The 23,869-nt window shown below is 57.5% G+C and carries 26 protein-coding genes; 11 read left to right on the top strand and 15 right to left on the bottom strand.

All coding sequences use genetic code 11. The features are described 5' to 3' along the window. Nucleotides 1-21: 21 nt before the first annotated feature. Both gatD and KHQ23_RS09675 read left to right on the top strand, forming a co-directional pair. Nucleotides 22-1,065, top strand: a complete 1,044-nt coding sequence (gatD, locus tag KHQ23_RS09680) for a galactitol-1-phosphate 5-dehydrogenase (RefSeq protein WP_004149917.1) — start codon at nt 22-24, stop codon at nt 1,063-1,065. 110 nt (nt 1,066-1,175) lie between these two features. Further along, entirely contained in the window at nt 1,176-1,949 is a 774-nt protein-coding gene (locus KHQ23_RS09675) for a DeoR/GlpR family DNA-binding transcription regulator (protein WP_002918124.1), read from the top strand. Between the two features lie 34 nt (nt 1,950-1,983). On the opposite strand, the gene KHQ23_RS09670 is transcribed toward KHQ23_RS09675, so the two are convergent. Both KHQ23_RS09670 and rsmI read right to left on the bottom strand, forming a co-directional pair. After that, complete coding sequence (locus KHQ23_RS09670) at nt 1,984-2,874, bottom strand: Fic family protein (protein ID WP_004150941.1); 891 nt, start codon at nt 2,872-2,874, stop codon at nt 1,984-1,986. 114 nt (nt 2,875-2,988) lie between these two features. Then, entirely contained in the window at nt 2,989-3,852 is an 864-nt protein-coding gene (gene rsmI, locus KHQ23_RS09665; RefSeq protein WP_015959049.1) for a 16S rRNA (cytidine(1402)-2'-O)-methyltransferase, read from the bottom strand. Between the two features lie 63 nt (nt 3,853-3,915). Between rsmI and KHQ23_RS09660 the strand changes: the two genes are divergently transcribed. The 4 genes from KHQ23_RS09660 to dolP are packed head-to-tail and all read left to right on the top strand — an operon-like array spanning nt 3,916 to nt 7,569. Beyond that, nucleotides 3,916-6,024 carry a penicillin-binding protein activator gene (locus KHQ23_RS09660; protein WP_004185807.1) on the top strand — a complete coding sequence of 703 codons (2,109 nt, stop codon included), beginning with the start codon at nt 3,916-3,918 and terminating at the stop codon, nt 6,022-6,024. After that, nucleotides 5,982-6,368, top strand: coding sequence for a YraN family protein (locus tag KHQ23_RS09655; RefSeq protein WP_002918206.1), 387 nt, complete (start codon nt 5,982-5,984; stop codon nt 6,366-6,368). Before KHQ23_RS09660 ends, KHQ23_RS09655 begins: the two co-directional genes overlap by 43 nt. A gap of 25 nt (nt 6,369-6,393) precedes the next feature. Further along, nucleotides 6,394-6,984, top strand: a complete 591-nt coding sequence (gene diaA, locus KHQ23_RS09650; protein ID WP_002918211.1) for a DnaA initiator-associating protein DiaA — start codon at nt 6,394-6,396, stop codon at nt 6,982-6,984. Between the two features lie 9 nt (nt 6,985-6,993). Continuing rightward, on the top strand, nt 6,994-7,569 hold the full coding sequence (dolP, locus tag KHQ23_RS09645; protein WP_015959051.1) for a division/outer membrane stress-associated lipid-binding lipoprotein: 576 nt from the start codon (nt 6,994-6,996) through the stop codon (nt 7,567-7,569). A 121-nt stretch (nt 7,570-7,690) separates the two neighbouring features. On the opposite strand, the gene KHQ23_RS09640 is transcribed toward dolP, so the two are convergent. After that, entirely contained in the window at nt 7,691-8,731 is a 1,041-nt protein-coding gene (locus KHQ23_RS09640; protein WP_015959052.1) for a permease, read from the bottom strand. A 75-nt stretch (nt 8,732-8,806) separates the two neighbouring features. Further along, the gene (locus KHQ23_RS09635) at nt 8,807-9,454 is read right to left on the bottom strand and encodes an NAD(P)H-binding protein (RefSeq protein ID WP_002918218.1); all 648 of its coding nucleotides are present in this window, start codon (nt 9,452-9,454) and stop codon (nt 8,807-8,809) included. Nucleotides 9,455-9,582: 128 nt separating this feature from the next. Here KHQ23_RS09635 and KHQ23_RS09630 point away from each other — a divergent pair, with 128 nt between their 5' ends. Next, the gene (locus KHQ23_RS09630; protein ID WP_002918221.1) at nt 9,583-10,119 is read left to right on the top strand and encodes a type 1 glutamine amidotransferase domain-containing protein; all 537 of its coding nucleotides are present in this window, start codon (nt 9,583-9,585) and stop codon (nt 10,117-10,119) included. Here the strand turns inward: KHQ23_RS09630 and KHQ23_RS09625 are convergent. Further along, entirely contained in the window at nt 10,081-10,524 is a 444-nt protein-coding gene (locus KHQ23_RS09625) for a YhbP family protein (protein ID WP_002918223.1), read from the bottom strand. The genes KHQ23_RS09630 and KHQ23_RS09625 overlap by 39 nt on opposite strands. Nucleotides 10,525-10,573: 49 nt before the next feature. On the opposite strand from KHQ23_RS09625, the gene KHQ23_RS09620 reads away from it, so the two are divergent. Continuing rightward, nucleotides 10,574-10,864 (top strand): GIY-YIG nuclease family protein, encoded by a 291-nt coding sequence (locus KHQ23_RS09620; RefSeq protein WP_002918226.1) that lies wholly within the window; start codon nt 10,574-10,576, stop codon nt 10,862-10,864. Here KHQ23_RS09620 and KHQ23_RS09615 read toward each other — a convergent pair. Continuing rightward, a complete protein-coding gene (locus KHQ23_RS09615; protein WP_002918229.1) occupies nt 10,851-11,354 on the bottom strand; it encodes a GNAT family N-acetyltransferase in 504 nt (167 codons plus the stop codon). The two genes, KHQ23_RS09620 and KHQ23_RS09615, sit on opposite strands and share 14 nt — an antisense overlap. Further along, entirely contained in the window at nt 11,348-11,872 is a 525-nt protein-coding gene (locus KHQ23_RS09610; RefSeq protein WP_002918231.1) for an SCP2 domain-containing protein, read from the bottom strand. Before KHQ23_RS09610 ends, KHQ23_RS09615 begins: the two co-directional genes overlap by 7 nt. A 221-nt stretch (nt 11,873-12,093) precedes the next feature. Between KHQ23_RS09610 and KHQ23_RS09605 the strand changes: the two genes are divergently transcribed. The 3 genes from KHQ23_RS09605 to KHQ23_RS09595 all read left to right on the top strand — a co-directional run bounded on the left by KHQ23_RS09605 (nt 12,094) and on the right by KHQ23_RS09595 (nt 15,124). Beyond that, nucleotides 12,094-13,089, top strand: a complete 996-nt coding sequence (locus KHQ23_RS09605) for a peptidase U32 family protein (RefSeq protein WP_015959053.1) — start codon at nt 12,094-12,096, stop codon at nt 13,087-13,089. Nucleotides 13,090-13,094: 5 nt separating this feature from the next. Next, nucleotides 13,095-13,973 carry a U32 family peptidase gene (locus KHQ23_RS09600; protein ID WP_015959054.1) on the top strand — a complete coding sequence of 293 codons (879 nt, stop codon included), beginning with the start codon at nt 13,095-13,097 and terminating at the stop codon, nt 13,971-13,973. A gap of 143 nt (nt 13,974-14,116) precedes the next feature. Then, nucleotides 14,117-15,124 carry an LLM class flavin-dependent oxidoreductase gene (locus KHQ23_RS09595; RefSeq protein ID WP_002918234.1) on the top strand — a complete coding sequence of 336 codons (1,008 nt, stop codon included), beginning with the start codon at nt 14,117-14,119 and terminating at the stop codon, nt 15,122-15,124. Between the two features lie 44 nt (nt 15,125-15,168). Here KHQ23_RS09595 and mtr read toward each other — a convergent pair whose 3' ends face one another. The 8 genes from mtr to rbfA all read right to left on the bottom strand — a co-directional run bounded on the left by mtr (nt 15,169) and on the right by rbfA (nt 23,801). After that, complete coding sequence (mtr, locus tag KHQ23_RS09590) at nt 15,169-16,413, bottom strand: tryptophan permease (RefSeq protein ID WP_015959055.1); 1,245 nt, start codon at nt 16,411-16,413, stop codon at nt 15,169-15,171. A gap of 144 nt (nt 16,414-16,557) precedes the next feature. Further along, nucleotides 16,558-18,489 carry an ATP-dependent RNA helicase DeaD gene (gene deaD / locus KHQ23_RS09585; RefSeq protein ID WP_004150943.1) on the bottom strand — a complete coding sequence of 644 codons (1,932 nt, stop codon included), beginning with the start codon at nt 18,487-18,489 and terminating at the stop codon, nt 16,558-16,560. Then, nucleotides 18,482-18,562 (bottom strand): protein YrbN, encoded by an 81-nt coding sequence (yrbN, locus tag KHQ23_RS09580; RefSeq protein WP_085903200.1) that lies wholly within the window; start codon nt 18,560-18,562, stop codon nt 18,482-18,484. The genes deaD and yrbN overlap by 8 nt, the downstream gene beginning before the upstream one ends. Nucleotides 18,563-18,666: 104 nt before the next feature. Then, entirely contained in the window at nt 18,667-19,551 is an 885-nt protein-coding gene (gene nlpI / locus KHQ23_RS09575) for a lipoprotein NlpI (RefSeq protein WP_002918241.1), read from the bottom strand. A gap of 108 nt (nt 19,552-19,659) precedes the next feature. Continuing rightward, a complete protein-coding gene (pnp, locus tag KHQ23_RS09570; RefSeq protein ID WP_004150944.1) occupies nt 19,660-21,795 on the bottom strand; it encodes a polyribonucleotide nucleotidyltransferase in 2,136 nt (711 codons plus the stop codon). A 242-nt stretch (nt 21,796-22,037) separates the two neighbouring features. Continuing rightward, the gene (rpsO, locus tag KHQ23_RS09565) at nt 22,038-22,307 is read right to left on the bottom strand and encodes a 30S ribosomal protein S15 (protein ID WP_002918244.1); all 270 of its coding nucleotides are present in this window, start codon (nt 22,305-22,307) and stop codon (nt 22,038-22,040) included. Between the two features lie 148 nt (nt 22,308-22,455). Continuing rightward, entirely contained in the window at nt 22,456-23,400 is a 945-nt protein-coding gene (gene truB, locus KHQ23_RS09560) for a tRNA pseudouridine(55) synthase TruB (RefSeq protein ID WP_004144892.1), read from the bottom strand. Continuing rightward, complete coding sequence (gene rbfA, locus KHQ23_RS09555; protein WP_002918248.1) at nt 23,400-23,801, bottom strand: 30S ribosome-binding factor RbfA; 402 nt, start codon at nt 23,799-23,801, stop codon at nt 23,400-23,402. The genes truB and rbfA overlap by 1 nt, the downstream gene beginning before the upstream one ends. Nucleotides 23,802-23,869 lie beyond the last annotated feature (68 nt).

Here is a 23,869-nt window from a genome sequence, read left to right as displayed (position 1 = left end):
ATCTTATAGCTGGAGAATGTTATGAAATCAGTGGTAATCCATGCTGAGGGGAACGTCTGCGTTGAAGAACGCCCTATCCCCACGCTGCAAACGGAAAACGATGTCCTGGTCAAAGTGGTCAGTTCCGGGTTATGCGGCTCCGATATCCCGCGCATTTTCGCCAAAGGGGCGCATTACTACCCTATTACGCTGGGGCACGAATTCAGCGGTTATGTGGAATCCTACGGCGCGGCGGTAACCGACCTGCAGCCCGGCGATGCCGTCGCCTGCGTGCCGCTGCTGCCTTGCTTCCAGTGCCCGCAATGCCAGCGCGAGTATTTCTCTTTATGTAAACAGTATCAGTTCGTCGGCTCACGCAGCGAAGGCGGCAACGCCGAATATGTGGTGGTAAAGCGCGCCAACCTGTTCCGCCTGCCGGACCAGATGCCAATTGATGATGGCGCGTTTATCGAACCGATAACCGTTGGCCTGCACGCTTTTCATCTGGCGCAGGGCTGTGAAGGTAAAAACGTGATTATTATCGGCGCCGGCACCATCGGCCTGCTGGCGCTACAGTGCGCCCGCGAACTGGGCGCCAACAGCGTCACGGCGATCGATATCAATCCGCAGAAGCTGGAGCTGGCCAAAACCCTCGGCGCAACCCATGTGTTCAACAGTCGCGAGATGAGCGGCCAGGCGATTCAGCAGGCGCTGGAATCCATTCAGTTCGACCAGTTAGTCCTCGAGACCGCCGGTACGCCGCAGACCGTCGCGCTGGCGATTGAGGCCGCCGGTCCGCGGGCGCAGCTGGCGTTGGTTGGCACGCTTCATCACGATTTAACCCTCCCGGCAGCCACCTTCGGGCAGATTCTGCGTAAGGAGTTGAATATTGTGGGTAGCTGGATGAACTACTCTGGCCCGTGGCCGGGAGAAGAGTGGCAAACGGCCACCCGTCTGCTGACTGAAAAACGCCTGCAGCTGGCGCCGCTGATCGCCCATCGTGGCGACGCAGAAAGCTTCGCTCGTGCAGTGCAGGCGCTCAACGGCGCGCCAATGCAAGGCAAAATCCTGCTCAAACTCTCTTGACCGCCCGAGCCAGCCATCAGCGCTGGCTCATCCAACCTTTCGAAAATTATCGTTCACCTTTCGTTACCCTTCGATTACACTGAGATGAGTTAATTATCAGGCAAATCAAGATGAACTCATTTGAACGAAGGAACAAAATTGTCGATATGGTGAATACGCAGGGTAGCGTATTGGTTCTAGACCTTTCGAATCTCTTTGGCATCTCTGAGGTAACGATCCGTGCCGATCTCCGCTTACTGGAAGAAAAAGGACTGTTAACCCGTTTTCACGGCGGCGCCGCCCGTGCGGGTAGCGACCTGACCGACGCCGAGAATCAGGAAGTGGTGCTTGAAGACCGCTATCAGCTTGCCAGCGATCCCAAAAAGCGCATCGCCCATGCCGCGGCAGCGATGATCCGTGAAGGTATGACGGTAATCCTCGATAGCGGTAGCACCACTCTTCTTATCGCCGAGGCATTAGTACGGATGACCAATATCACCGTCATCACCAACAGCCTGCCCGCCGCGTTTACTCTGGCAGAAAATAAAGATATCACCCTGGTGGTGTGCGGCGGTACCGTGCGGCACAAAACGCATTCGATGCACGGCACGATTGCCGAACGTTCGCTGCAAGGTATTTGCGCCGATTTGATGTTTGTCGGCGCCGACGGTATCGACGCCACCAATGGCATCACCACCTTTAACGAAGGCTACTCCATCAGCAGCGTGATGGCCGCCGCCGCGCATCAGGTGATCGCCGTGCTCGACGCCAGCAAATTCAATCGCCGGGGCTTTAACCAGGTACTGCCGATGGAAAAGATAGACTGCGTGATCACCGACGACGGCATTAGTGAAAATGACCGTGCAGCGTTAAGCAGCAAAAAGGTGGAACTGAAGATAGTGTAATTGCACGCTGAGTGGAACATCATGGCGGCTGGTTCTACTTAACCAGCCAGCTTCCACCTTTTTTGGCGCCTATGCGAATCAATCTCCCTTTCGCCTGTAGCCCTTGCAGATGACGCTCAACCGTACGTGCTGATATCCCCAAGATCTCCGCCAGCGCTCTCGCCGTTAATTCCGGCTTTTCGGTTAGCAAACGCAAAATTGCGTTTTCCGGTGGGGCTAATTTGACGTCGATTTCTTCCGACATTTCTTCCGACATTTCTTCCGACACGATGAATGAAGTTTCCAGACCTTCTTTCAGCGCCGCCAGGATATTTTGCAACATCCAGGTCACGAATAGCGTGCAATCACTGGTTTTATCACAAGCACCTAAAATGTCGTAATAACGTTCTTGCTGATGGTGGATCAGCGTTTCAACCGGCAGCCAGGCCAATTCCTGACGCCACTGGCTTAGAATCAACGTCTGCCATAAACGCCCCATCCGACCATTGCCATCAGCGAAAGGGTGAATGAACTCAAACTCGTAGTGAAAAACTGAACTGGCAATTAAAGGATGTAGCTCGGTGTGTTCCAGCCAACTGAGTAAATCAGCGATCAATCTTGGGACCTGGGCAGCAGGCGGAGCCATATGTATCACCTGCGTACCGCGATAAATGCCGACGTTTCCGCCACGTAAAGCGCCTGGACGATCAACCAGCCCGGTCATCAGCGTTTTATGCGCCGTCAGAAGATCGCTAATGTTTGCCGCATGCCATCCGGGCATTAATTCATAAGCACGAATGGCATTTCTCACTTCCTGAATATCCTTAGCCGGCGCCAGAACCCGTTTGCCTTCCAGCAGCGCCGTTACCTGTTCCATGCTCAGGCTATTATGTTCAATCGCGAGTGACGCCTGAATAGTACGAATGCGGTTTTCTTTACGCAGCAACGGCGATGCTTGTCCACGTTTCGCCGACCAATGCCCAAGCAATTCCCCAATCTCAACGACAAGGTTGAGGACCGAGGGTGTGATGCTAAACGGCGGTTGGTAACGGCTCATCGTTTACTCCCCCTGCTGCTCCAGGGCGTACTTATACAACGCGTTTTTCTTCACGCCGTGGATTTCCGCGGCCAGCGCGGCGGCTTTCTTCAGCGGCAGCTCCGCCTGCAGCAGCACCAGAGTACGCAGCGCGGCCGCCGGCAGCGCCTCTTCCTGAGCCTTGAAACCTTCGACGATCAGCACCATCTCGCCTTTGCGACGGTTTTCATCTTCCTTCACCCACGCCACCAGCTCACCAATCGGCGCGCCATGGATCGACTCCCAGGTTTTGGTCAGCTCACGAGCCAGCACCACATAGCGGGATTCTCCCAGTACCGCGCAGATATCCTCCAGACTCTCCACCAGACGGTGGGTCGACTCATAGAAAATAAGGGTGCGCGGCTCTTCTTCCAGCGCTTTCAGGGTATCGCGGCGGCCTTTCGATTTCGCCGGCAGGAAGCCTTCATAACAGAAACGGTCGGAAGGCAGGCCGGCGGCGCTCAGGGCGGCGATAGCCGCACAGGGGCCCGGCAGCGGCACCACGCGAATATTCGCTTCGCGGCAGGTGCGCACCAGATGGTAACCAGGATCGTTAATCAGCGGCGTGCCGGCATCGGAAACCAGCGCGATGTTTTGCCCTTCTTTCAGTTTGGCAAGCAGGGTTTCCGCCTTTTGCTGCTCATTATGGTCGTGAAGCGCAAACAAACGGGCGTTTATCGCAAAATGTTGCAGCAGCAAACCGGTATGACGGGTATCTTCCGCTGCAATTAAATCAACGGCTTGCAGCACTTCCAGTGCACGCTGCGTGATATCAGACAGATTTCCTATCGGAGTGGGCACAATATAGAGCTGCCCCTGAGAATTATCCGCTGATTCGTGTTGTTTCATTGTCTCGTCCGTATTGCCGATTTAATATTGAGCATTGAGCCAAAAAAATATCACTGGACACTTATGGTACCGTCAACATTTCTTCGTTCTAAGCCCGCGCGCTGCCTGCCCGTATTGCTGGCGACTCTTATTTTTGCTGGCTGCGGCACCCACACGCAGGATCAAAGCGCGGCGTTTATGCAGGGTACGTCGCAGGCCAACTCCAGTTTCTACTTACAGCAGATGCAGCAAAGCACGAATGATAGCAAGACCAACTGGCAATTACTCGCCATTCGTGCACTACTGCAGGAAGGGAAGAAGCAGCAGGCTATCGACCTGTTTAACCAGCTGCCGGCGAACCTGAACAGCACTCAGGCCCGTGAACAGTCGCTGCTGGCGGTGGAAGTGAAGCTGGCGCAGAACGATTATCAGGCCGCCCGTAATCTGCTGGCTAAGATCGATCCGACAAACCTTGAGCAGCCTCAGCAGGCGCGCTACTGGCAGGCGCAAATCGATGCCAGCCAGGGTAAACCATCGCTGACCCTGCTGCGCGCCTTAATCGCCCAGCAGCCGCTGCTGAGTGACGCCAAACAGCGTCAGAAAAATATTGATGCGACCTGGCAAGCGCTCACCTCGATGCCCCAGGACCAGGCCAATGCGCTGGTGATCAACGCCGATGAAAATATCCTCCAGGGCTGGCTGGATCTGCAGCGGATGTGGTTTGACAACCGCAACGATCCGACGCTACTGAAAGCGGGCGTTAAAGACTGGCAGACGCGCTATCCGCAAAACCCGGGCGCTAAAATGCTGCCGACGGCGCTTGTGAATATGCAAAACTATAAGCCTGCGTCCATCAACAAGATTGCGCTTTTTCTGCCGCTGAACGGTCAGGCGTCGATCTTCGGCCGCACTATCCAGCAGGGCTTTGAAGCCGCTAAAAACGGCGCGCCGTCGGTGACGGGCAGCGCGGTTCCCGCCCAGGTCGCCCAGGCGGCGAATGTCTCCGGTAATGATGATGTGGTGAGTCCGTCGCAGGCAGAAATCAGCGATCTTACCGCCACCGGAAGCCGCGCGGATCCGGTTCAGGCCCCGACGCAGGACCAGGCAGCGCCTGCTGCGGAACCGGCAGCCCAGGCGCCGGCAACATCCACCACGCCGCAGACTACCGCTTCCCCGGCCACCCAGCCGGTTACCGCGCCGGCCGCACAGCCGCAGCCCGTGGTCGCAACCGCCGCTAACCCTTCTGCGGAACTGAAAATTTACGACACCACCACCCAGCCGATAAGCCAGCTGCTCGCCCAGGCGCAGCAGGATGGCGCCACCCTGGTGGTTGGGCCGTTGCTGAAAGAAAACGTTGAAGAGGTTATCAAGAGCAACACGCCGCTCAATGTGCTGGCCCTCAACCAGCCGGAAAAAGTCGAAAGCCGCGCTAACCTCTGCTATTTCGCGCTTTCTCCGGAAGACGAAGCGCGTGACGCCGCCCGACATATCCACCAACAGGGGAAACAGACCCCGCTGCTGCTGGTTCCGCGCGGCGCGCTGGGCGATCGTGTGGTTAGCGCTTTTGCCGACGAGTGGCTGAAGCTGGGCGGCGCCAGCGTCCTGCAGCAGCGTTTTGGATCCACGGCCGAGCTGCGCGCCGGCGTGAACGGCGGCGGGGGCATTGCGCTGAGCGGCACCCCGGTCTCCACCCTGCCATCAGCGCAGAACAGCATCCTCGGCAGTGCGGATGAGATGCCGGTAAGCAGCGGCGGCAGCGTCGATGCGGCCTATATCCTCGCCACCCCGGAACAGATTGCCTATATCAAACCGATGATCGCCATGCGCAACGGCAGCCAGAGCAATGTCACCCTGTACGCCAGCTCGCGCAGCGCCCAGGGCACCGCGGGGCCGGATTTCCGTCTGGAAATGGAAGGCTTGCAGTATAGTGAGATCCCAATGCTGGCCGGCAGCAATCCGTCGCTAATGCAGCAGGCGCTGTCCGCGGTGCGTAATGACTACTCGCTGGCGCGTCTGTATGCCATGGGCGCTGACGCCTGGTCACTGGCAAATCACTTCACGCAAATGCGCCAGACGCCTGGCTTCGAGCTGAACGGCAATACCGGCGATCTGACGGCCAACCAGGATTGCGTGATTAACAGGAAACTGTCATGGCTCAAGTACCAGCAGGGAAAAATCGTTCCGGCCAGCTAAGCAAACAGACCGGCGATGCCTGGGAAAACCAGGCTCGCCGCTGGCTGGAAGGCCAGGGCCTGCGTTTTATCGCCGCCAATGCCCGCGAGCGTGGCGGCGAAATTGACCTTATCATGCGCGACGGCACGGTCACCGTTTTTATCGAAGTGCGCTACCGCCGTAGCGCCCGGTACGGTGATGCGGCAGCCAGCGTCACTCCGCAAAAACAACAACGACTGCTTAAAGCCGCCCGTTTGTGGCTCTGCCGACAGAATGGGAGCTTTGAGACTGTGGATTGCCGTTTCGATGTGGTAGCCTTCACCGGAAACGACATCCAATGGCTAAAAAACGCCTTTGGCGAATAGCGTAATACCAGAAGTAAGGGATCCCGTGCTCGACAGAATCAAAGCCTGCTTTACCGAAAGCATTCAAACCCAAATTGCCGCAGCGGAAGCACTCCCGGACGCCATCTCCCGGGCGGCGATGACGCTCGTCCAGTCCCTGCTTAACGGCAACAAAATCCTCTGTTGTGGTAATGGCACCTCCGCCGCCAACGCACAGCATTTTGCTGCCAGCATGATTAATCGCTTTGAAACGGAACGCCCTGGTTTACCTGCCATTGCACTAAATACCGATAATGTGGTCTTAACCGCCATCGCTAACGATCGCTTGCATGACGAGATCTACGCCAAGCAGGTGCGCGCCCTGGGACACGCCGGCGATGTGCTGCTGGCGATCTCTACGCGCGGAAACAGTCGGGACATCGTCAAGGCGGTGGAAGCCGCCGTGACCCGCGACATGACCATCGTCGCGTTAACCGGCTATGACGGCGGTGAGCTGGCGGGCCTGTTAGGTCAACAGGATGTCGAAATCCGCATCCCCTCCCATCGCAGCGCGCGTATCCAGGAGATGCACATGCTGACCGTCAACTGTCTGTGCGATTTGATAGATAACACTCTTTTTCCACACCAGGACGATTAAGGAGAACACATGAAGGCTCTCTCGCCCCTCGCCATCCTGCTTTCTGCACTACTGCTGCAGGGCTGCGTTGCCGCCGCGGTAGTCGGAACGGCAGCAGTCGGCACCAAAGCCGCAACGGACCCGCGTACGGTGGGAACCCAGGTCGATGACAGTACCCTGGAACTGCGCGTCAATAGCGCCTTGTCGAAAGATGAACAGATTAAGAAACAGGCCCGTATCAACGTCACCGCTTATCAGGGCAAAGTCCTGCTGACCGGCCAGTCGCCGACGCCGGACCTCTCCGCGCGCGCCAAGCAAATCGCCATGGGCGTGGAAGGGACCACGGAAGTGTTTAATGAAGTGCGCCAGGGCCAGCCGATTGGTTTAGGCACCGCCTCGTCTGATACCTGGATTACCACCAAGGTGCGTTCGCAGCTCCTGAGCACCGATCAGGTCAAATCCTCGAACGTGAAAGTAACCACGGAAAACAGCGAAGTCTTCCTGATGGGGCTGGTGACCGACCGCGAAGGCCGGGCGGCGGCGGATATTGCCAGCCGGGTAAGCGGCGTATCCCGGGTGACCACCGCCTTTAGCTACATTAAATAAAGCTGCAGTTTCCCGGCTGGCGCTGCGCTTAGCCGGGCTACCGCCCCCTGTCCGTTGTGTGCCGGGTAAGGCGTAGCCGCCACCCGGCATCCAATCCGGCTATGCGTACGTTTACGGCAAACTACACCAGCGCCAGCGCACCGACAATCGCCCCGCACAGCGCCACCAGTCCGCCCGTCAGCCACAGCGCTTTGGCCGGGAAGGCTTTACGCAGCATAATCAGCGACGGCACGCTCACTGCCGGCAGTGTGATGAGCAGCGCCAGCGCGGGCGCCGTCCCCATACCCGCCAGCATCATCGACTGCACAATCGGAATTTCCGCCGCGGTAGGGATCACAAACAGGCAGCCGGCGATCGCCATCGCGATAACCCAGAACAACGTATTATCCACCACGCCATCGGCGTGCGGGAACAGCCAGACGCGCGCCGCTCCCAGCACCAGCACCGCGAGGATATAAACCGGGATCGTGTTCCAGAACAGCGTCCACAGCGCCCGCAGCCAGCGGCTAAAGAAGCCGCCCTGAGTCGCTTCCGACGGTGCAGCAGGCACCGCTACCGGCTGCGTCGCCGCCTCTTTCACCCATTTCTGCACCAGCGTCGCCACAGTTAATACTGTCGCCAGACCCGCCACCAGGCGAACCAGCGCAAACTGCCAGCCCAGAACAAAGCCCATAAACACCAGCGTCGCCGGATTGAGTAGCGGGTTCCCCATCCAGAACGCCAGCGCCCCGCCCATCGACACCTGCTGTTTGCGCATCCCGGCCGCGACCGGCGCGGCGCAGCAGGTGCACATCATGCCGGGCAGCGAGAAAATCGCTCCCAGCAGCGTGCCCTGAAACCGCGATTGTCCCAGGGTGCGTAGCAGCCAGTCGCGCGGAATGAGTACCTGAATCAACGACCCGAGCAGCACGCCGAGCACCGCCGCTTTCCAGACGGCAAGGAAGTAAACCATCGCATAGTCCCACGCCGCCATCAGCGGGTTAGCGTCGGCCTGGGCGAGAATAGATTTACCGATACTGTGGGTTTCCGCAGCGGTGAAGGCTTTCCCGTAGTACGGCTGCCATTTGACGTACCACAGACCAACAATCACGACGAGAAAGAAAAGCGCGGGTTTCCACCATTGAAATGGTGACGCCGCCTGAGATGAAGACTGACCAGCCATAGCATTCCCCAGCAAGAAATGTGGATATGAATTGAAGCCGTGAATACTACGCCGGAAGCCTGCGTTTGCAAACCGCTATTCAGCCTGCCGCGCGGCGCGCTCCCGTAGTTCCGATGATGTCAGAATTCGCACCCCTTCGTGGGTGGGCGACAGCGCCTCCGCCAGCAGGGCGATCGCCACATCGCGGGCCGCAATGGATTTCCAGTTCCCCGGCAAGAGCCGGAACAATGGTGCGAGGAAGGTCTCATTGGCCCGCTTTTTTTCCCGCTCGCCTGACAGCATCGACGGCCTGGCGATGGTCAGCCGCGGCCAGTCTTGCTCAATCAGCGCCGCCTCCATTTCTCCCTTCACCCGATTGTAGAAAAACGGCGAGTGGGCGTTGGCGCCCATCGCGCTAACCACCAGCATATGTTGCGCACCCAGTCGTTTGCCGGTCAGCGCGGTATCAACCACCAGCGTGTAGTCAGCATGGACGAAGGCCTCTTTGCTCCCGGCCTCCCGGCGCGTCGTTCCCAGGCAACAGAAGACGATATCCACCGGGTCAACCACCTGCGCCAGGGCATCGGTCAGCTGGGGATCGTGAGGATTAAAGACACCTTCCGCTGGCGCCAGCGGGCGACGCGTCGGCGCGGCGATGGTGCTTATACGGGGCTCATTCTGCAGCAGCCGGAGTAAGTGACCGCCAACTAACCCGGTCGCGCCGGTTAATAATACCTGACTCATTGGTTCTCCTTTACAGAATTCTCCGCCTTGCACTTTCAGGCTCATGTTCCAGGCTTAATACCTTACAAGGTAAGTATCCACCATCATCATGGAATTACCTCATTGACCATCCAGACAGTGGAGGAAGCATGAGTAAAAAGATAGCCGTCCTCATTACCGACGACTTTGAAGATTCTGAATTTACCTCTCCCGCCGAAGCCTTTAAGCTCGCCGGGCATCAGGTCATCACGATCGAAAAGCAGGCTGGCAAAACGGTGAAGGGTAAGCAGGGAGAAGCCGAGGTCGCCATCGACAGAGCCATCGATGACGTCACACCGGGTGAATTTGATGCCTTATTGCTGCCCGGGGGCTACTCTCCCGACCAGCTGCGTGGTGATGAACGCTTCGTCACCTTTACCCGCGATTTTGTCAACGGCGGTAAGCCGGTGTTTGCCATCTGCCACGGCCCGCAGCTGCTGATCAGCGCCGATGTGATCCGCGGACGTAAGCTCACGGCGGTGAAACCGATTGTGGTGGATGTGAAAAACGCCGGGGGCGAGTTTTACGACCAGGAGGTGGTGGTCGATAACGAACAGCTGGTCACCAGCAGAACGCCGGACGATCTACCGGCCTTCAATCGCGAAGCGCTACGCCTGCTCGGCGCCGGCATCACGCCGCCAGTGTAATTTTTTCCCGAAACCCAGCGTGTTGTCGGTAAATTTGATTTCGTCCGGACGAATCTCCCATACCGGCGCCGACAGCATGCGGGCCACCGGGAAGCGCTTGACGTAGCGCTGGCGCATTCGCGCCTCTTCGTCACCGCTCAGACGACGGATCTCGCCTTTGAACTGCACGCCGCGGATCAGGGCCACCGTTTTTGGCTGGCCGTTAACCGTGCCGGCCACCTTCGCCCTCTGTCCGGTCATCTGGCCATGGCGGGTGTGCTCCTCGCTGAGCAGATAAAAGGCCACGGTATCCGGGTCATAGACGTAAAAGGCATTCGCGCACCACAGCTCGTCTTCACGGGAGACGCACCAGGTGACGACGTGCTGTTTACTCAGCCAGCGACCAATGGCGGCAAGCGTATCCATCTTTCTTCTCCATTATGCTATGGTGCACACACCTTACCATAGTGACTTTGTGACCGTGTGCTGGTTTCTGTATCTCATTCGAACCGCGGATAATCGCCTTTATACCGGCATCACCACCGACGTGCCACGCCGCTTTCGCCAGCATCAGGCGGGAAAAGGCGCGAAGGCGTTGCGCGGCAAAGGCGACCTGCAGCTGGCCTTTAGCCACGAAGTTGGTGAACACTCACTTGCATTGCGACTGGAATATCGCGTCAAGCAGCTAACGAAGCGCGAAAAAGAGCGCCTCGTTGCCGGAGAGGATGCCTTCGAAACCCTGCTGGCAAGGCTTAAAGACGATTAAAGTGCTCGCTGTATTCTACCTGGCCATGGACGCCGTCGAGGGCGTCATCCGCCAGACGGTGAACCTGGAACGCCTCGGCGCTGTCCGGCCAGCGGCAGCGGAGATCGAAGCGCGCGGCCGGTTCAAAGCCGAAGCGACGGTATAAATCCGGGTCGCCCAGCGTCACCACCGCGGCGTAGCCAAACTCATTCAGCGAGTCCAGCCCTTCATAAACCAGCTGCCGGCCAATGCCCTGTCCGCGGTAGCGTTCATCTACCGCCAGCGGCGCCAGGCCGACCCACTGCAGCTCTTCACCTTCCACCGCCACCGGGCTGAAGGCAACGTAGCCGATCACCTGGCCTTCATCATCCGTCGCCACTACCCCCAGCGTGATCAGTCCATCTTCACGCAGATCGTGCACCAGCTGCGCTTCGGCATCGCGGCCGAAGGTACGACGCAGCAGCGCGTCGATTCCCGGTGCATCAATCCCAATCTCCACTCGAATCAGCATGCCTCACCTACCGATGTCTGTTCAGGTTTCTGCGGGCTCTTCAGTCCAGCTTCGACAAAATCCGCCAGTTGCAGCAACATCACGCGCAGCGCTTTTGGCATCTGCTCGAGCTCAATGGCGTCCATCAAATTTTTTACATACAGCCCCAGCTCCGTATCGCCTTCAATGACCAGACGACGCTGGAAGAATAGCGTATCCGGATCCTGCTTGCGCGCGGCGATCATTAACAGATCGCTGGCGTCGGCGCTGAAGCTGACGTCGGCGTCGGCCTGCTGGCTGACCACCAGTCGACCATCGACTACCGAGGTATACCACAGCAGACCGATGTCACGCACATGAATACTTAACCAACGCCCCTCAAGAAACTCCAGCTCCCCCTCCGCCAGCGCCTGGCGAAACTGCCAGCTCAGCACTTGCTCCAGCACCTGGCGCTTGAGGGCAAAAGGCGCCAGCTTAACCGGCACGCTCATTAAAGACGGGCCAAAGTGGACCAGCCGGGAACGCAGTTTATCCAACACAAGCTTTACTCCATGAATGCAATAGTTCCGCTATTGTGCCATATCACATAAACAACATAGCGGCGTAAATCAACAAAAACGCGATGACGGCCGCCAGTTATTGGCGCCGCCAATACACTTTTAACTGCCTCAAATCAAAAATTGTCACCAGAAGGTTAACTAAAATCCCTGCTCGTTAACCATTCAGCGTCCCTGACGGGCCGCATTTTTCAGGAAAAATTATGGAGCTGCTCTGCCCAGCCGGTAACCTTCCGGCGCTTAAGGCGGCCATCGAAAACGGCGCCGATGCCGTCTATATCGGGCTGAAAGATGACACCAATGCCCGCCACTTTGCCGGCCTTAATTTCACCGAAAAGAAACTGCAGGAAGCCGTCAGCTTTGTGCATCAGCACCGTCGTAAGCTGCATATCGCCATCAATACCTTCGCTCATCCCGACGGCTACGCCCGCTGGCAGCGAGCAGTGGATATGGCCGCTCAGCTGGGCGCCGATGCGCTCATTCTGGCCGATATCGCCATGCTGGAGTACGCTGCGGAGCGTTACCCACACATTGAGCGTCACGTTTCGGTGCAGGCTTCCGCCACCAATGAAGAGGCCATTCGCTTCTATCATCGCAACTTCGACGTCGCGCGCGTCGTACTGCCGCGCGTGTTGTCTATTCATCAGGTGAAACAGTTGGCCCGCGCTACGCCGGTGCCGCTGGAAGTCTTCGCCTTCGGCAGCCTGTGCATCATGGCGGAAGGCCGCTGCTATCTCTCTTCCTACCTGACCGGCGAATCGCCCAACACCGTCGGCGCCTGTTCGCCTGCCCGCTTCGTACGCTGGCAGCAAACGCCGCAGGGGCTGGAATCGCGTCTCAATGAAGTGCTGATTGACCGTTATCAGGATGGCGAAAATGCCGGTTATCCGACGCTGTGCAAAGGCCGCTACCTGGTTGATGGCGAGCGCTATCACGCGCTGGAGGAGCCCACCAGCCTCAACACCCTGGAACTGTTGCCGGAATTGATGGCCGCCAATATCGCCTCGGTGAAAATCGAAGGCCGTCAGCGCAGCCCGGCTTACGTGACCCAGGTGGCGAAAGTCTGGCGCCAGGCGATCGATCGCTGCCAAGCCGATCCGCAGAATTTCGTACCGCAGTCCGCCTGGATGGAGACCCTGGGCGCCATGTCCGAGGGGACACAAACTACCCTTGGCGCTTATCACCGTAAATGGCAGTGAGAAACATGAAATATTCATTAGGGCCGGTGCTGTACTACTGGCCAAAAGAGACGCTGGAAGATTTTTACCAGCAGGCGGCAAACTGCAGCGCCGACACCATTTATCTCGGCGAAGCGGTATGCAGCAAACGCCGCGCCACCAAAGTTGGCGACTGGATCGAAATGGCGAAAACGCTGGCCGCTAGCGGCAAGCAGATTGTGCTCTCCACCCTCGCGCTGGTGCAGGCCTCTTCTGAACTGGGCGAGCTGAAGCGCTATGTCGATAACGGCGAATTTCTGATTGAGGCCAGCGATTTGGGCGTGGTAAATCTCTGCGCCGAACGCAAGCTACCGTTCGTCGCCGGGCATGCGCTGAACTGCTACAACGCCGTCACCCTGCGCCTGCTGCGGAAACAGGGCATGGTGCGCTGGTGCATGCCGGTGGAACTCTCCCGTGACTGGCTGGCTAATTTACTGACCCAGTGCGAAGAGCTGGGTATCCGCAACCAGTTTGAAGTCGAAGTGCTGAGCTACGGCCATCTGCCGCTGGCTTATTCCGCGCGCTGCTTTACCGCCCGCTCGGAAGACCGGCCAAAGGACGAGTGCGAAACCTGCTGCATCAAGTACCCTACCGGGCGCAGCATGCTGTCGCAGGAGAACCAGCAGGTGTTCGTGCTCAACGGTATTCAGACCATGAGCGGCTACGTCTATAACCTGGGCAATGAGCTGACCTCCATGCACGGCCTGGTGGATATGGTGCGCCTGTCGCCGATGGGCAACGAGACCTTCGCCATGCTCGAGGCCTTCCGCGCCAACGAAAACGGCGCTGCGCCGCTGGATCTCACCAGCAATAGCGATTGCAACGGCTACTGGAAACGATTGCCAGGACTGGTGCTTCATGCCTGATAAACCGCTCACTTTGTTAACAACAGTGCTCAGATTTTAATGCATTATTAAAAATGCAGCTTTTCTGGCTGGCGCGTCCAGGATGCGCCAGGCTGGAAGAAGACCTTCAATCTGATGACGATGCTGTAGCAAAGTGAGCCTTTATGACTGACAAATCTGTTCCATTCTCGGTGCTCGATCTGGCGCCGATCCCGCAAGGATCTTCTGCCAAAGAAGCCTTTACCCACTCTCTGGATCTCGCCCGGCTGGCCGAATCGCGCGGCTATCATCGCTACTGGCTGGCGGAGCACCATAATATGGTCGGCATTGCCAGCGCAGCGACCTCGGTGCTGATTGGCTATCTCGCCGCCAACACCACCACCCTGCATCTCGGGTCCGGCGGCGTGATGCTGCCTAACCACTCTCCACTGGTGATAGCTGAGCAGTTCGGCACCCTGAACACCCTTTACCCCGGGCGGATCGACCTCGGCCTTGGCCGCGCGCCGGGCAGCGATCAGCCGACCATGCGCGCCCTGCGTCGCCATATGAGCGGCGATGTCGATAATTTCCCGCGCGATGTAGCGGAACTGGTGGACTGGTTTGACGCCCGCGATCCGAACCCGCACGTGCGCCCGGTTCCCGGCTACGGGGAGCGCATTCCAGTATGGCTGCTGGGCTCAAGCCTCTATAGCGCGCAACTGGCGGCGCAGCTCGGCCTGCCGTTTGCCTTCGCCTCGCACTTCGCGCCGGATATGTTGTTCCAGGCCCTACATCTGTATCGCAGCAATTTCAAACCTTCGGCGCGGCTGGAAAAACCGTACGCGATGGTGTGTATCAATATCATCGCCGCCGACAGCAACCGCGATGCGGAGTTTCTCTTCACCTCCATGCAGCAGGCGTTTGTGAAGCTGCGTCGCGGCGAGACCGGGCAGTTGCCGCCGCCGGTGGAAAATATGCATCAGCTGTGGTCAGCGTCCGAGCAGTATGGTGTGCAGCAGGCACTGAGCATGTCGCTGGTCGGCGATAAAACTAAAGTCCGCCATGGGCTAGAGTCGATTCTGCGTGAAACCGAGGCGGACGAAATCATGGTCAATGGCCAGATCTTCGACCACCAGGCGCGTCTGCATTCTTTCGATTTAGCGATGCAGGTGAAAGAGGAGCTGTTGGGGTAACACACACGTCAGCCCGGTGGACGTCGCGCCACCGGGCAATAGCTTTACTGATAAACCGGCAGCAGATTGACGCTCGACAGGATATGTACAACCGCATTGCCGAGGCCAAAGAGCAGGATCAGCACAATCATTGGCGTTCCGCCCCAAACGCGGAACTGTGGGCTGCCGAAGCGTTTGCGTGAGACGCGAGCCAGCAGCGCCGGTACAATCGCCGCCCAGATCGTCGCCGCCAGGCCAGCATAGCCGATGGCGTAGAGGAAACCATCGGGTTTGACCAGTCCGCCAATCATCGGCGGGATAAAGGTCAGCAGCGCGGTTTTAAAGCGTCCCATCGCGCTATCGTCAAAGCCAAACAGATCCGCCAGGTAGTCGAACAGCCCCAGCGTCACGCCGAGGAATGAACTGGCGACGGCAAAGTTCGAGAATACCACCAGCAGCAGATCCAGGCTCCGACTATTCAGCACGCCGCTCAACGCCTGCACCAGCACATCAATGTTGCCGCCCTTCTGCGCGATGTCGATAAACTGCGGACGAGGGATGTTACCCATCGTCACCAGCAGCCAAACGACATACAGACCCAGCGCCAGCAGCGTACCGTAGGTTAAGCAGCGGATGATGGTGCGCGGATCTTTTCCGTAGTATTTCATCAAGCTCGGCACGTTGCCGTGATAGCCAAAGGAGGCCAGGCAGAACGGGAGCGTCATCAGCAGGTATGGCGCATAGGAGGCATTCTTCTCCGCAACGTTAAATAGCGTCGTCGGCTCGACGTGCCCGAGCAGGCTACCGAAGGTCAGGAAGAAGGTGATCACCTTAGCGCCCAGTACGATAGCCGTCATGCGGCTCACCGCTTTGGTGCTCATCCAGACGATAAACGCCACCAGCAGCGCAAAGCCGAAGCCCGCCGCGCGCGCCGGCACCTTCAGCGACAGTTCACTGAAGGTGTGGTGGAGGATCGAACCGCTCGCCGAAATATAGGCGTAGGTCAGGATATAGAGCACAAAGGCGATTGATACACCGTTCACCAGGTTCCAGCCCTTGCCGAGCAGGTCTTTGGTAATGGTGTCGAAGCTGGAGCCGATGCGGTAGTTAAGATTGGCCTCGAGGATCATCAAACCGGAGTGCAGCATGCAGAACCAGGTGAAGACCAGCGCCGCCAGCGACCAGAAAAACCACGCGCCGGACATCACCACCGGCAGCGAGAACATGCCCGCGCCGATAATCGTGCCGCCGATAATCACCACGCCGCCAAACAGAGACGGACGGGTTGCCGTAGTGGTTAGTGTCGCCATTTACCGAATTCTCCAGTCGAAAATACTTCGCTCACGTTGAGCATGACGCACTGTACCAGTACACGAGTACAAAGGGAATAAAAAAAGCCCCAATCATGACGATCGGGGCTGTATTATTTAGTTTACGCTAGCGGGCGGCGTTGATTACGCATCGCCACCGAAGCGACGGCGACCGGCTGAGTCATCGCGGCGCGGCGCGGATGCATCGTCACGACGCGGCGCACGGCCTTCACGACGTTCGCCGCTGAAACGACGTCCTTCACCACGACCGCCTTCACGACGTTCGCCACCGAAGCCACGGCCGCCTTCACGACGCTCGCCGCCAAAGCCACGGCCGCCTTCGCGACGCTCACCGCCGCCACGACGTTCGGTGCGCGGCTGCGCATCGCCCAGCAGCTGCATGTTCATCGGCTTGTTCAGGATACGGGTACGAGTAAAGTGCTGCAGCACTTCGCCCGGCATCCCTTTCGGCAGCTCAATGGTGGAGTGAGAAGCGAACAGCTTGATGTTACCGATGTAACGGCTGCTGATATCGCCTTCATTGGCGATCGCGCCAACGATATGACGCACTTCAACGCCGTCATCGCGACCCACTTCAATGCGATACAGCTCCATGTCACCCACGTCACGACGCTCACGCTTCGGACGATCTTCGCGATCGCCGCGCGGGCCGCGATCATTACGGTCGCCACGACGGTCGAAACGATCGTCACGATCGCGGAATTCACGACGTGGACGCATCGGCGCGTCCGGCGGAACGATCAGCGAACGTTCGCCCTGAGCCATCTTCAGCAGCGCAGCAGCCAGCGTTTCCACGTCCAGCTCTTCACCTTCCGCCGTCGGCTGGATTTTCGCCAGCAGTGCACGGTACTGATCCAGATCGCTGCTTTCCAGCTGCTGCTGAACTTTCGCGGCGAATTTTTCCAGACGACGCTTGCTCAGCAGCTCCGCGTTAGGCAGTTCCACTTCAGGAATGGTCAGCTTCATAGTGCGTTCGATGTTGCGCAGCAGACGACGCTCGCGGTTCTCAACGAACAGCAGCGCGCGGCCAGCACGACCGGCACGACCAGTACGGCCGATACGGTGAACGTAGGATTCAGAATCCATTGGGATGTCGTAGTTCACCACCAGGCTGATACGCTCAACGTCCAGGCCACGGGCCGCAACGTCAGTCGCAATCAGGATATCCAGACGACCATCTTTCAGGCGTTCCAGAGTCTGCTCACGCAGCGCCTGGTTCATGTCGCCGTTCAGCGCCGCGCTGTTGTAGCCATTACGCTCCAGCGCTTCAGCTACTTCCAGGGTCGCGTTTTTGGTACGGACGAAGATAATCGCCGCATCAAAGTCTTCCGCTTCCAGGAAACGCACCAGCGCTTCGTTTTTACGCATGCCGTAGGCAGTCCAGTAGCTCTGGCTGATATCCGGGCGAGTCGTCACGCTGGACTGAATGCGCACTTCCTGCGGCTCTTTCATAAAGCGACGGGTAATGCGACGGATAGCTTCCGGCATGGTGGCGGAGAACAGCGCGGTCTGATGCCCTTCCGGGATCTGCGCCATAATGGTTTCTACATCTTCGATAAAGCCCATGCGCAGCATTTCATCTGCTTCATCCAGTACCAGGCCGCTCAGTTTGGAGAGGTCCAGGGTGCCGCGCTTCAGGTGGTCCAGCAGACGACCCGGGGTACCGACGACGATCTGCGGACCCTGACGCAGGGCGCGCAGCTGCACGTCATAACGCTGGCCGCCGTACAGGGCAACCACGTTCACGCCGCGCATATGTTTAGAGAATTCCGTCATTGCTTCAGCAACCTGTACCGCCAGCTCGCGGGTCGGCGCCAGCACCAGAATCTGCGGTGCTCTCAGCTCAGGATCGATGTTGTTCAGCAGCGGTAAAGAGAATGCTGCGGTTTTACCGCTACCGGTCTGGGCCATACCCAGAACGTCGCGGCCGTCCAGCAGATGCGGAATGCACTCAGCCTGGATCGGAGATGGTTTTTCGTAACCCAGATCGGTGAGCGCTTCAAGGATAGGAGCCTTAAGGCCCAGATCTGCAAAAGTGGTTTCGAATTCAGCCATGTAGTACGTGTGCCTCAAAATTAATGGCGGCCAGTCTACATAACTCATCGTGAAAATTTACGGTAATTTTCATTGAAAAGTGTGAACCGGCTCAAAGTAGGTGTATTAACGAACAACAACGCCCTCACCCGCGAAGGTGATGGCAAGCAAAAAACTATGGGCTGATGTGTTCGTCAGCTATTGCTGGTCCGATTCTGCCAGGTCATCTTGCTCCTGGCCCAAGAGCGATAATTCCAACAATGCGTATCGGTGCTCAACGTAGTTATGTACGTTGTTGGCGACCGCCAGTTTGAACAGTGCCGTAGCGCTGTCCTTGTCCCCCAGACTTAGGTAGTACTTACCTAAATAGAAGTTGGTTTCACTGAGATGCTCAGCGAGCGAGGTGTTATCCGTTGCGTCTGCCTTCAGACGAGTCATCAGCTCTTTTTCGCTAATGTCGCCAAGGTAGAACTCGACAATGTTCCATCCCCATTGCTCTTTATCCGACTTGTTTAAGCGCTCTCTGAGTGCTTCAAGCGCCCGCTTCTCGTCGAGTTTACGCTCGGCGATATAAAGCCACAGGCTACGGAAAGGATCATTGGGATCGTCTTGATAAAACGCCAGCAGATCATCTTGCGCTAACTTAGCCCGGCCGCCGTAATACAGGGCGATACCGCGGTTCAAGTGCGCGTAGTTGTAAGTTGGATCAAGCTCAAGTACAGAATCAAACGCTTCATAGGCAGCATCAAAATTGCCTGCCTGCGTTAAGTAAATGCCTAAGTAATTGAATACTTCCGGCATATCGGGTCGGATTGCCAGCGCTTGTGAAAAATCATTTCGCGCTAGTGCCCTCAGACCGAGACTATCATACAACACTCCGCGCTCATATAAAAGCTGTGCGCGTTCGTCATCGGATAAAGCCCGACTGGCAAGAATTTGTTCCATGCGTGCCAGAATCACTTCTTGCTGTAAAGTCGGTTGCAATGGTACTGCGAGGACGGCGTCCTTACGCCAGGCGGTGCTACTGCATCCTGCCAGCGTGAGAGCTGTCGCCACGAAACACCAGCGCAAAAAAGGCTTCATTTCCCACTCCCGAAGACAACGATTGGATGAACGTCCTGTTCCCCGGCTGCAAACGAGGCGTCCTGCCCGTAAAACGCCCTCCGCAAAAACGGAGGGCTAACGGCAACCTTACTCGCCCTGCTCGGCAGCCGGAGCTTCCGGCGCTGCGGCAGACGGAGTCTGTTCAGTTGCTTCTTTAATGCTCAGACGGACACGGCCCTGGCGGTCAACTTCCAGAACCTTAACCGGTACTTCCTGACCCATCTGCAGGTAGTCAGTCACTTTCTCAACGCGCTTGTCAGCGATCTGCGAGATGTGAACCAGACCTTCTTTACCGCCGCCGATGGCAACGAATGCGCCAAAGTCAACGATACGGGTCACTTTACCATTGTAGATGCGGCCAACTTCGATCTCAGCGGTGATCTCTTCGATACGACGGATAGCATGCTGCGCTTTGTCGCCGTCGGTCGCTGCGATCTTCACGGTACCGTCATCTTCGATCTCGATGGTAGTACCGGTCTCTTCGGTCAGGGCACGGATAACAGAACCGCCTTTACCGATAACGTCTTTGATCTTGTCCGGGTTGATCTTGATGGTGTGGATACGCGGTGCGAATTCAGAGATATCGCCGCGCGGCGCGTTAATCGCCTGCTCCATCACGCCCAGGATGTGCAGACGCGCACCTTTAGCCTGGTTCAATGCAACCTGCATGATTTCTTTGGTGATACCTTCAATTTTGATATCCATCTGCAGCGCAGAGATACCGTCGCGGGAACCCGCAACTTTGAAGTCCATATCGCCGAGGTGGTCTTCGTCACCGAGGATGTCAGACAGCACGACGAAGTTGTCGCCTTCTTTCACCAGACCCATTGCGATACCCGCCACAGCGGCTTTTACCGGCACGCCCGCGTCCATCAGCGCCAGAGAGGCGCCGCAGACGGAAGCCATGGAAGAGGAACCGTTAGATTCGGTGATTTCCGATACCACGCGCACGGTGTACGGGAATTCTTCAATAGTCGGCATCACGGCCAGTACGCCGCGCTTCGCCAGACGACCGTGACCGATTTCACGACGCTTCGGAGACCCCACCATGCCAGTTTCGCCTACGGAGTACGGAGGGAAGTTGTAGTGGAACAGGAAGGAGTCGGTGCGCTCGCCCATCAGTTCGTCGATGTTCTGCGCATCGCGTGCGGTACCCAGAGTCGCGGTAACCAGCGCCTGCGTTTCGCCACGGGTGAACAGCGCGGAACCGTGAGTACGCGGCAGAACGCCGGTACGAACGTCCAGACCACGGATCATATCTTTTTCACGGCCATCGATACGCGGCTCGCCGGCCAGTACGCGGCTACGAACCACGTTTTTCTCGATGGCGTGCAGGATTTCACCCAGCTCGTTAGCGTCCAGGGTTTCATCTTCAGCAACCAGCGTGGCGATGGTTTCAGATTTGATCACGTCAACCTGAGCGTAACGCTCTTGTTTGTCGGTGATACGGTAAGCATCGCTCAGACGGGATTCAGCCAGCGCAGCCACGCGCGCGTTCAGCGCTTCGTTGACCGCTTCCGGCTGCCAGTCCCAACGCGGTTTACCGGCTTCTTTCACCAGGTCGTTGATGTTCTGAATAACAATCTGCTGCTGCTCGTGGCCGAAGACCACCGCGCCCAGCATCTGGTCTTCGCTCAGCAGTTCCGCTTCGGATTCCACCATCAGCACGGCCGCTTCGGTACCGGCAACCACCAGGTCCAGTTTGCTGGACTTCAGTTCTTCCTGGGTTGGGTTCAGTACGTACTGGTCGTTGATGTAACCCACGCGCGCAGCGCCGATTGGGCCATTGAACGGAATACCAGACAGCGACAGCGCAGCGGAAGCACCGATCATCGCGACGATGTCTGGGTTAACCTGCGGGTTAACGGAAACGACGGTGGCGATAACCTGAACTTCGTTAACGAAGCCTTCCGGGAACAGCGGGCGAACCGGGCGGTCAATCAGACGCGCGATCAGGGTTTCGCCTTCGCTTGGACGGCCTTCACGACGGAAGAAACCACCCGGGATTTTACCGGCAGCGTAGGTACGCTCCTGGTAGTTAACGGTCAGCGGGAAAAAGTCCTGGCCTGGCTTCGCTTTTTTCTGACCCACAACGGTAACGAATACCGCAGTGTCATCCATGCTAACCATCACAGCGGCCGTTGCCTGGCGCGCCATCATGCCGGTTTCCAGGGTCACGGTATGCTGGCCGTACTGGAATTTACGAACGATCGGATTAAGCAAAATTCTATCCTTTTTATCTATAAATCACGCCATATCCACGACATAGCGTCTATTGACCCGATCTTCTGCATCCTCGCGACTAATGACAACCTTTACCCGCCCCTGCGGATGAAGCCTCTCATTAGCCGCGCGAACCTCTGCATGAAGATCATTACTAGCAACAATACATGAGTTTTGAATGAATTGCTGCCGCCCGGTCGAAAAAAGGGGCCGTCAGGCCCCTTTTTCTGAAACTCGCAGAATTAGCGACGCAGACCCAGACGCTCAATCAGCGCAGAGTAACGGGCAACATCTTTACGTTTCAGGTAGTCGAGCAGTTTACGACGCTGAGAAACCATGCGCAGCAGACCACGACGGCTGTGGTGATCTTTTTTGTGCTCTGCAAAGTGGCCCTGCAGGTGGTTGATCTGTGCGGTCAGCAGTGCAACCTGAACTTCGGTAGAACCGCTGTCGTTTTCGCCACGACCAAACTCAGAAACGATTTTTGCTTTAGCTTCAACGCTTAGAGACATTTTATAACTCCAAAAATTAAAAGAAAGAAAGGGTGCCGATCTCTAATTCAGCGACCCCTGATGCAACGCCCGAAAATGTTAAAACACGTTAGCGGACGTTAAGCGGCGATATTCTACTCGTAGCAGGCTTTTATCGCAAGAAAAGCGCTTACGCCGGGTATTCCACCACCAGACGACGCGGGGCCACGCGGCCTTCATCGTCAATTTCGCCCATGCCGAGAAACTTGCCGGACTCGCTCTCCATCACCCGCACCAGCCCGTTAAGCGGCGCGCCTGACTGACGTACCGGGTTGCCGTTCTTAAAGTAGACTGCGGAGGTTTCTGGAATATTAACCAGCGGGTAATCCGAGGCCGGGCTGTCCATCGGCATCAGCAGCGGATCAAGCAACTGAGCGGCAGGAATATCCTGCGCCGCCGCCTCATCGACCAGCGCCTGCAGCTGCTCGAGGGTCACCATCCGCTCGACCGGGTATTTGCTTACCGCCAGGCGACGCAGGAAAATCACGTGCGCGCCGCAGCCGAGCTTCTCACCTAAATCATCGATAATCGTCCGGATGTAGGTGCCTTTCGAGCAGTGGATCTCCAGCTCCAGCTCATCGCCTTCGCGGCGAATAAACAGCAGCTCATAGACGGTTATCGGCCGGGCTTCCCGCGGAACTTCAATACCCTGGCGAGCATATTCGTATAGCTTCTTGCCCTGATATTTCAGCGCCGAATACATCGACGGCACCTGCTGCGTCTCGCCGCGGAAGCTGTCCAGCGCCGCCGCCAGCTGTTCGTCGCTAAAAGTCAGCGGGCGCTCTTCCACCACCTGACCGTCGGCATCGGAGGTATCCGTGCGCTGGCCAAGTTTGGCGATCACGCGGTAACGCTTATCGGAGTCCAGCAGATACTGGGAAAACTTGGTCGCTTCGCCAAGGCAGATCGGCAGCATACCGGTCGCCAGCGGATCCAGCGCGCCGGTATGCCCGGCGCGGTTGGCATTATAAATACGTTTTACTTTTTGCAGCACATCGTTACTGGAGGCGCCCTGAGGCTTGTCCAGCAACAATACGCCATGCACGTCGCGGCCGCGACGACGAGGACGACTCATCAGTCCTCCTTGCTGTCGTCCGGGTTCACACGACGCTCATCGTCGTGTTTCACCACGCTGGTGACCAGGTTGGACATACGCATCCCTTCCACCAGTGAGTTGTCGTAGAAGAAAGTCAGTTCCGGTACGATGCGCAGACGCATCGCTTTCCCCAGCAGAGAGCGGATAAAGCCAGAAGCTTCCTGCAGCGCTTTGATGCCCGCTTTCACCGCGGCTTCATCTTTGTCGTTAAGGAAGGTGACATACACCTTGGCATAGGCCAGGTCACGGGACATTTCCACACCGGAAACGGTGGTCATCATGCCCAGACGCGGATCTTTAATTTCACGCTGCAGGATGATGGCAATCTCTTTTTGCATCTCCTGGGCCACACGCTGCGGGCGACCAAATTCTTTCGCCATAATAAGTTCTCCAGAATAAAGACAAAAAAGGGGCCAAAAGCCCCTTTTTAAAATGATTGCCGGGTGGC

It is taken from the genome of Klebsiella sp. 64 (assembly GCF_018223915.1).
GTDB lineage: Bacteria > Pseudomonadota > Gammaproteobacteria > Enterobacterales > Enterobacteriaceae > Klebsiella > Klebsiella pneumoniae.
This window is presented reverse-complemented; position numbering and strand designations above follow the sequence as displayed.

Excerpts from the sequence above, each read along its gene's own strand:
- gatD (WP_004149917.1), top strand. The coding sequence starts at position 22 with ATGAAATCAGTGGTAATCCATGCTGAGGGGAACGTCTGCGTTGAAGAA.
- KHQ23_RS09675 (WP_002918124.1), top strand. The coding sequence starts at position 1,176 with ATGAACTCATTTGAACGAAGGAACAAAATTGTCGATATGGTGAATACG.
- rsmI (WP_015959049.1), bottom strand. The coding sequence starts at position 3,852 with ATGAAACAACACGAATCAGCGGATAATTCTCAGGGGCAGCTCTATATT.
- KHQ23_RS09660 (WP_004185807.1), top strand. The coding sequence starts at position 3,916 with ATGGTACCGTCAACATTTCTTCGTTCTAAGCCCGCGCGCTGCCTGCCC.
- KHQ23_RS09655 (WP_002918206.1), top strand. The coding sequence starts at position 5,982 with ATGGCTCAAGTACCAGCAGGGAAAAATCGTTCCGGCCAGCTAAGCAAA.
- dolP (WP_015959051.1), top strand. The coding sequence starts at position 6,994 with ATGAAGGCTCTCTCGCCCCTCGCCATCCTGCTTTCTGCACTACTGCTG.
- KHQ23_RS09640 (WP_015959052.1), bottom strand. The coding sequence starts at position 8,731 with ATGGCTGGTCAGTCTTCATCTCAGGCGGCGTCACCATTTCAATGGTGG.
- KHQ23_RS09635 (WP_002918218.1), bottom strand. The coding sequence starts at position 9,454 with ATGAGTCAGGTATTATTAACCGGCGCGACCGGGTTAGTTGGCGGTCAC.
- KHQ23_RS09630 (WP_002918221.1), top strand. The coding sequence starts at position 9,583 with ATGAGTAAAAAGATAGCCGTCCTCATTACCGACGACTTTGAAGATTCT.
- KHQ23_RS09625 (WP_002918223.1), bottom strand. The coding sequence starts at position 10,524 with ATGGATACGCTTGCCGCCATTGGTCGCTGGCTGAGTAAACAGCACGTC.
- KHQ23_RS09615 (WP_002918229.1), bottom strand. The coding sequence starts at position 11,354 with ATGCTGATTCGAGTGGAGATTGGGATTGATGCACCGGGAATCGACGCG.
- KHQ23_RS09605 (WP_015959053.1), top strand. The coding sequence starts at position 12,094 with ATGGAGCTGCTCTGCCCAGCCGGTAACCTTCCGGCGCTTAAGGCGGCC.
- KHQ23_RS09600 (WP_015959054.1), top strand. The coding sequence starts at position 13,095 with ATGAAATATTCATTAGGGCCGGTGCTGTACTACTGGCCAAAAGAGACG.
- KHQ23_RS09595 (WP_002918234.1), top strand. The coding sequence starts at position 14,117 with ATGACTGACAAATCTGTTCCATTCTCGGTGCTCGATCTGGCGCCGATC.
- mtr (WP_015959055.1), bottom strand. The coding sequence starts at position 16,413 with ATGGCGACACTAACCACTACGGCAACCCGTCCGTCTCTGTTTGGCGGC.
- deaD (WP_004150943.1), bottom strand. The coding sequence starts at position 18,489 with ATGGCTGAATTCGAAACCACTTTTGCAGATCTGGGCCTTAAGGCTCCT.
- yrbN (WP_085903200.1), bottom strand. The coding sequence starts at position 18,562 with ATGAAAATTACCGTAAATTTTCACGATGAGTTATGTAGACTGGCCGCC.
- nlpI (WP_002918241.1), bottom strand. The coding sequence starts at position 19,551 with ATGAAGCCTTTTTTGCGCTGGTGTTTCGTGGCGACAGCTCTCACGCTG.
- rpsO (WP_002918244.1), bottom strand. The coding sequence starts at position 22,307 with ATGTCTCTAAGCGTTGAAGCTAAAGCAAAAATCGTTTCTGAGTTTGGT.
- truB (WP_004144892.1), bottom strand. The coding sequence starts at position 23,400 with ATGAGTCGTCCTCGTCGTCGCGGCCGCGACGTGCATGGCGTATTGTTG.
- rbfA (WP_002918248.1), bottom strand. The coding sequence starts at position 23,801 with ATGGCGAAAGAATTTGGTCGCCCGCAGCGTGTGGCCCAGGAGATGCAA.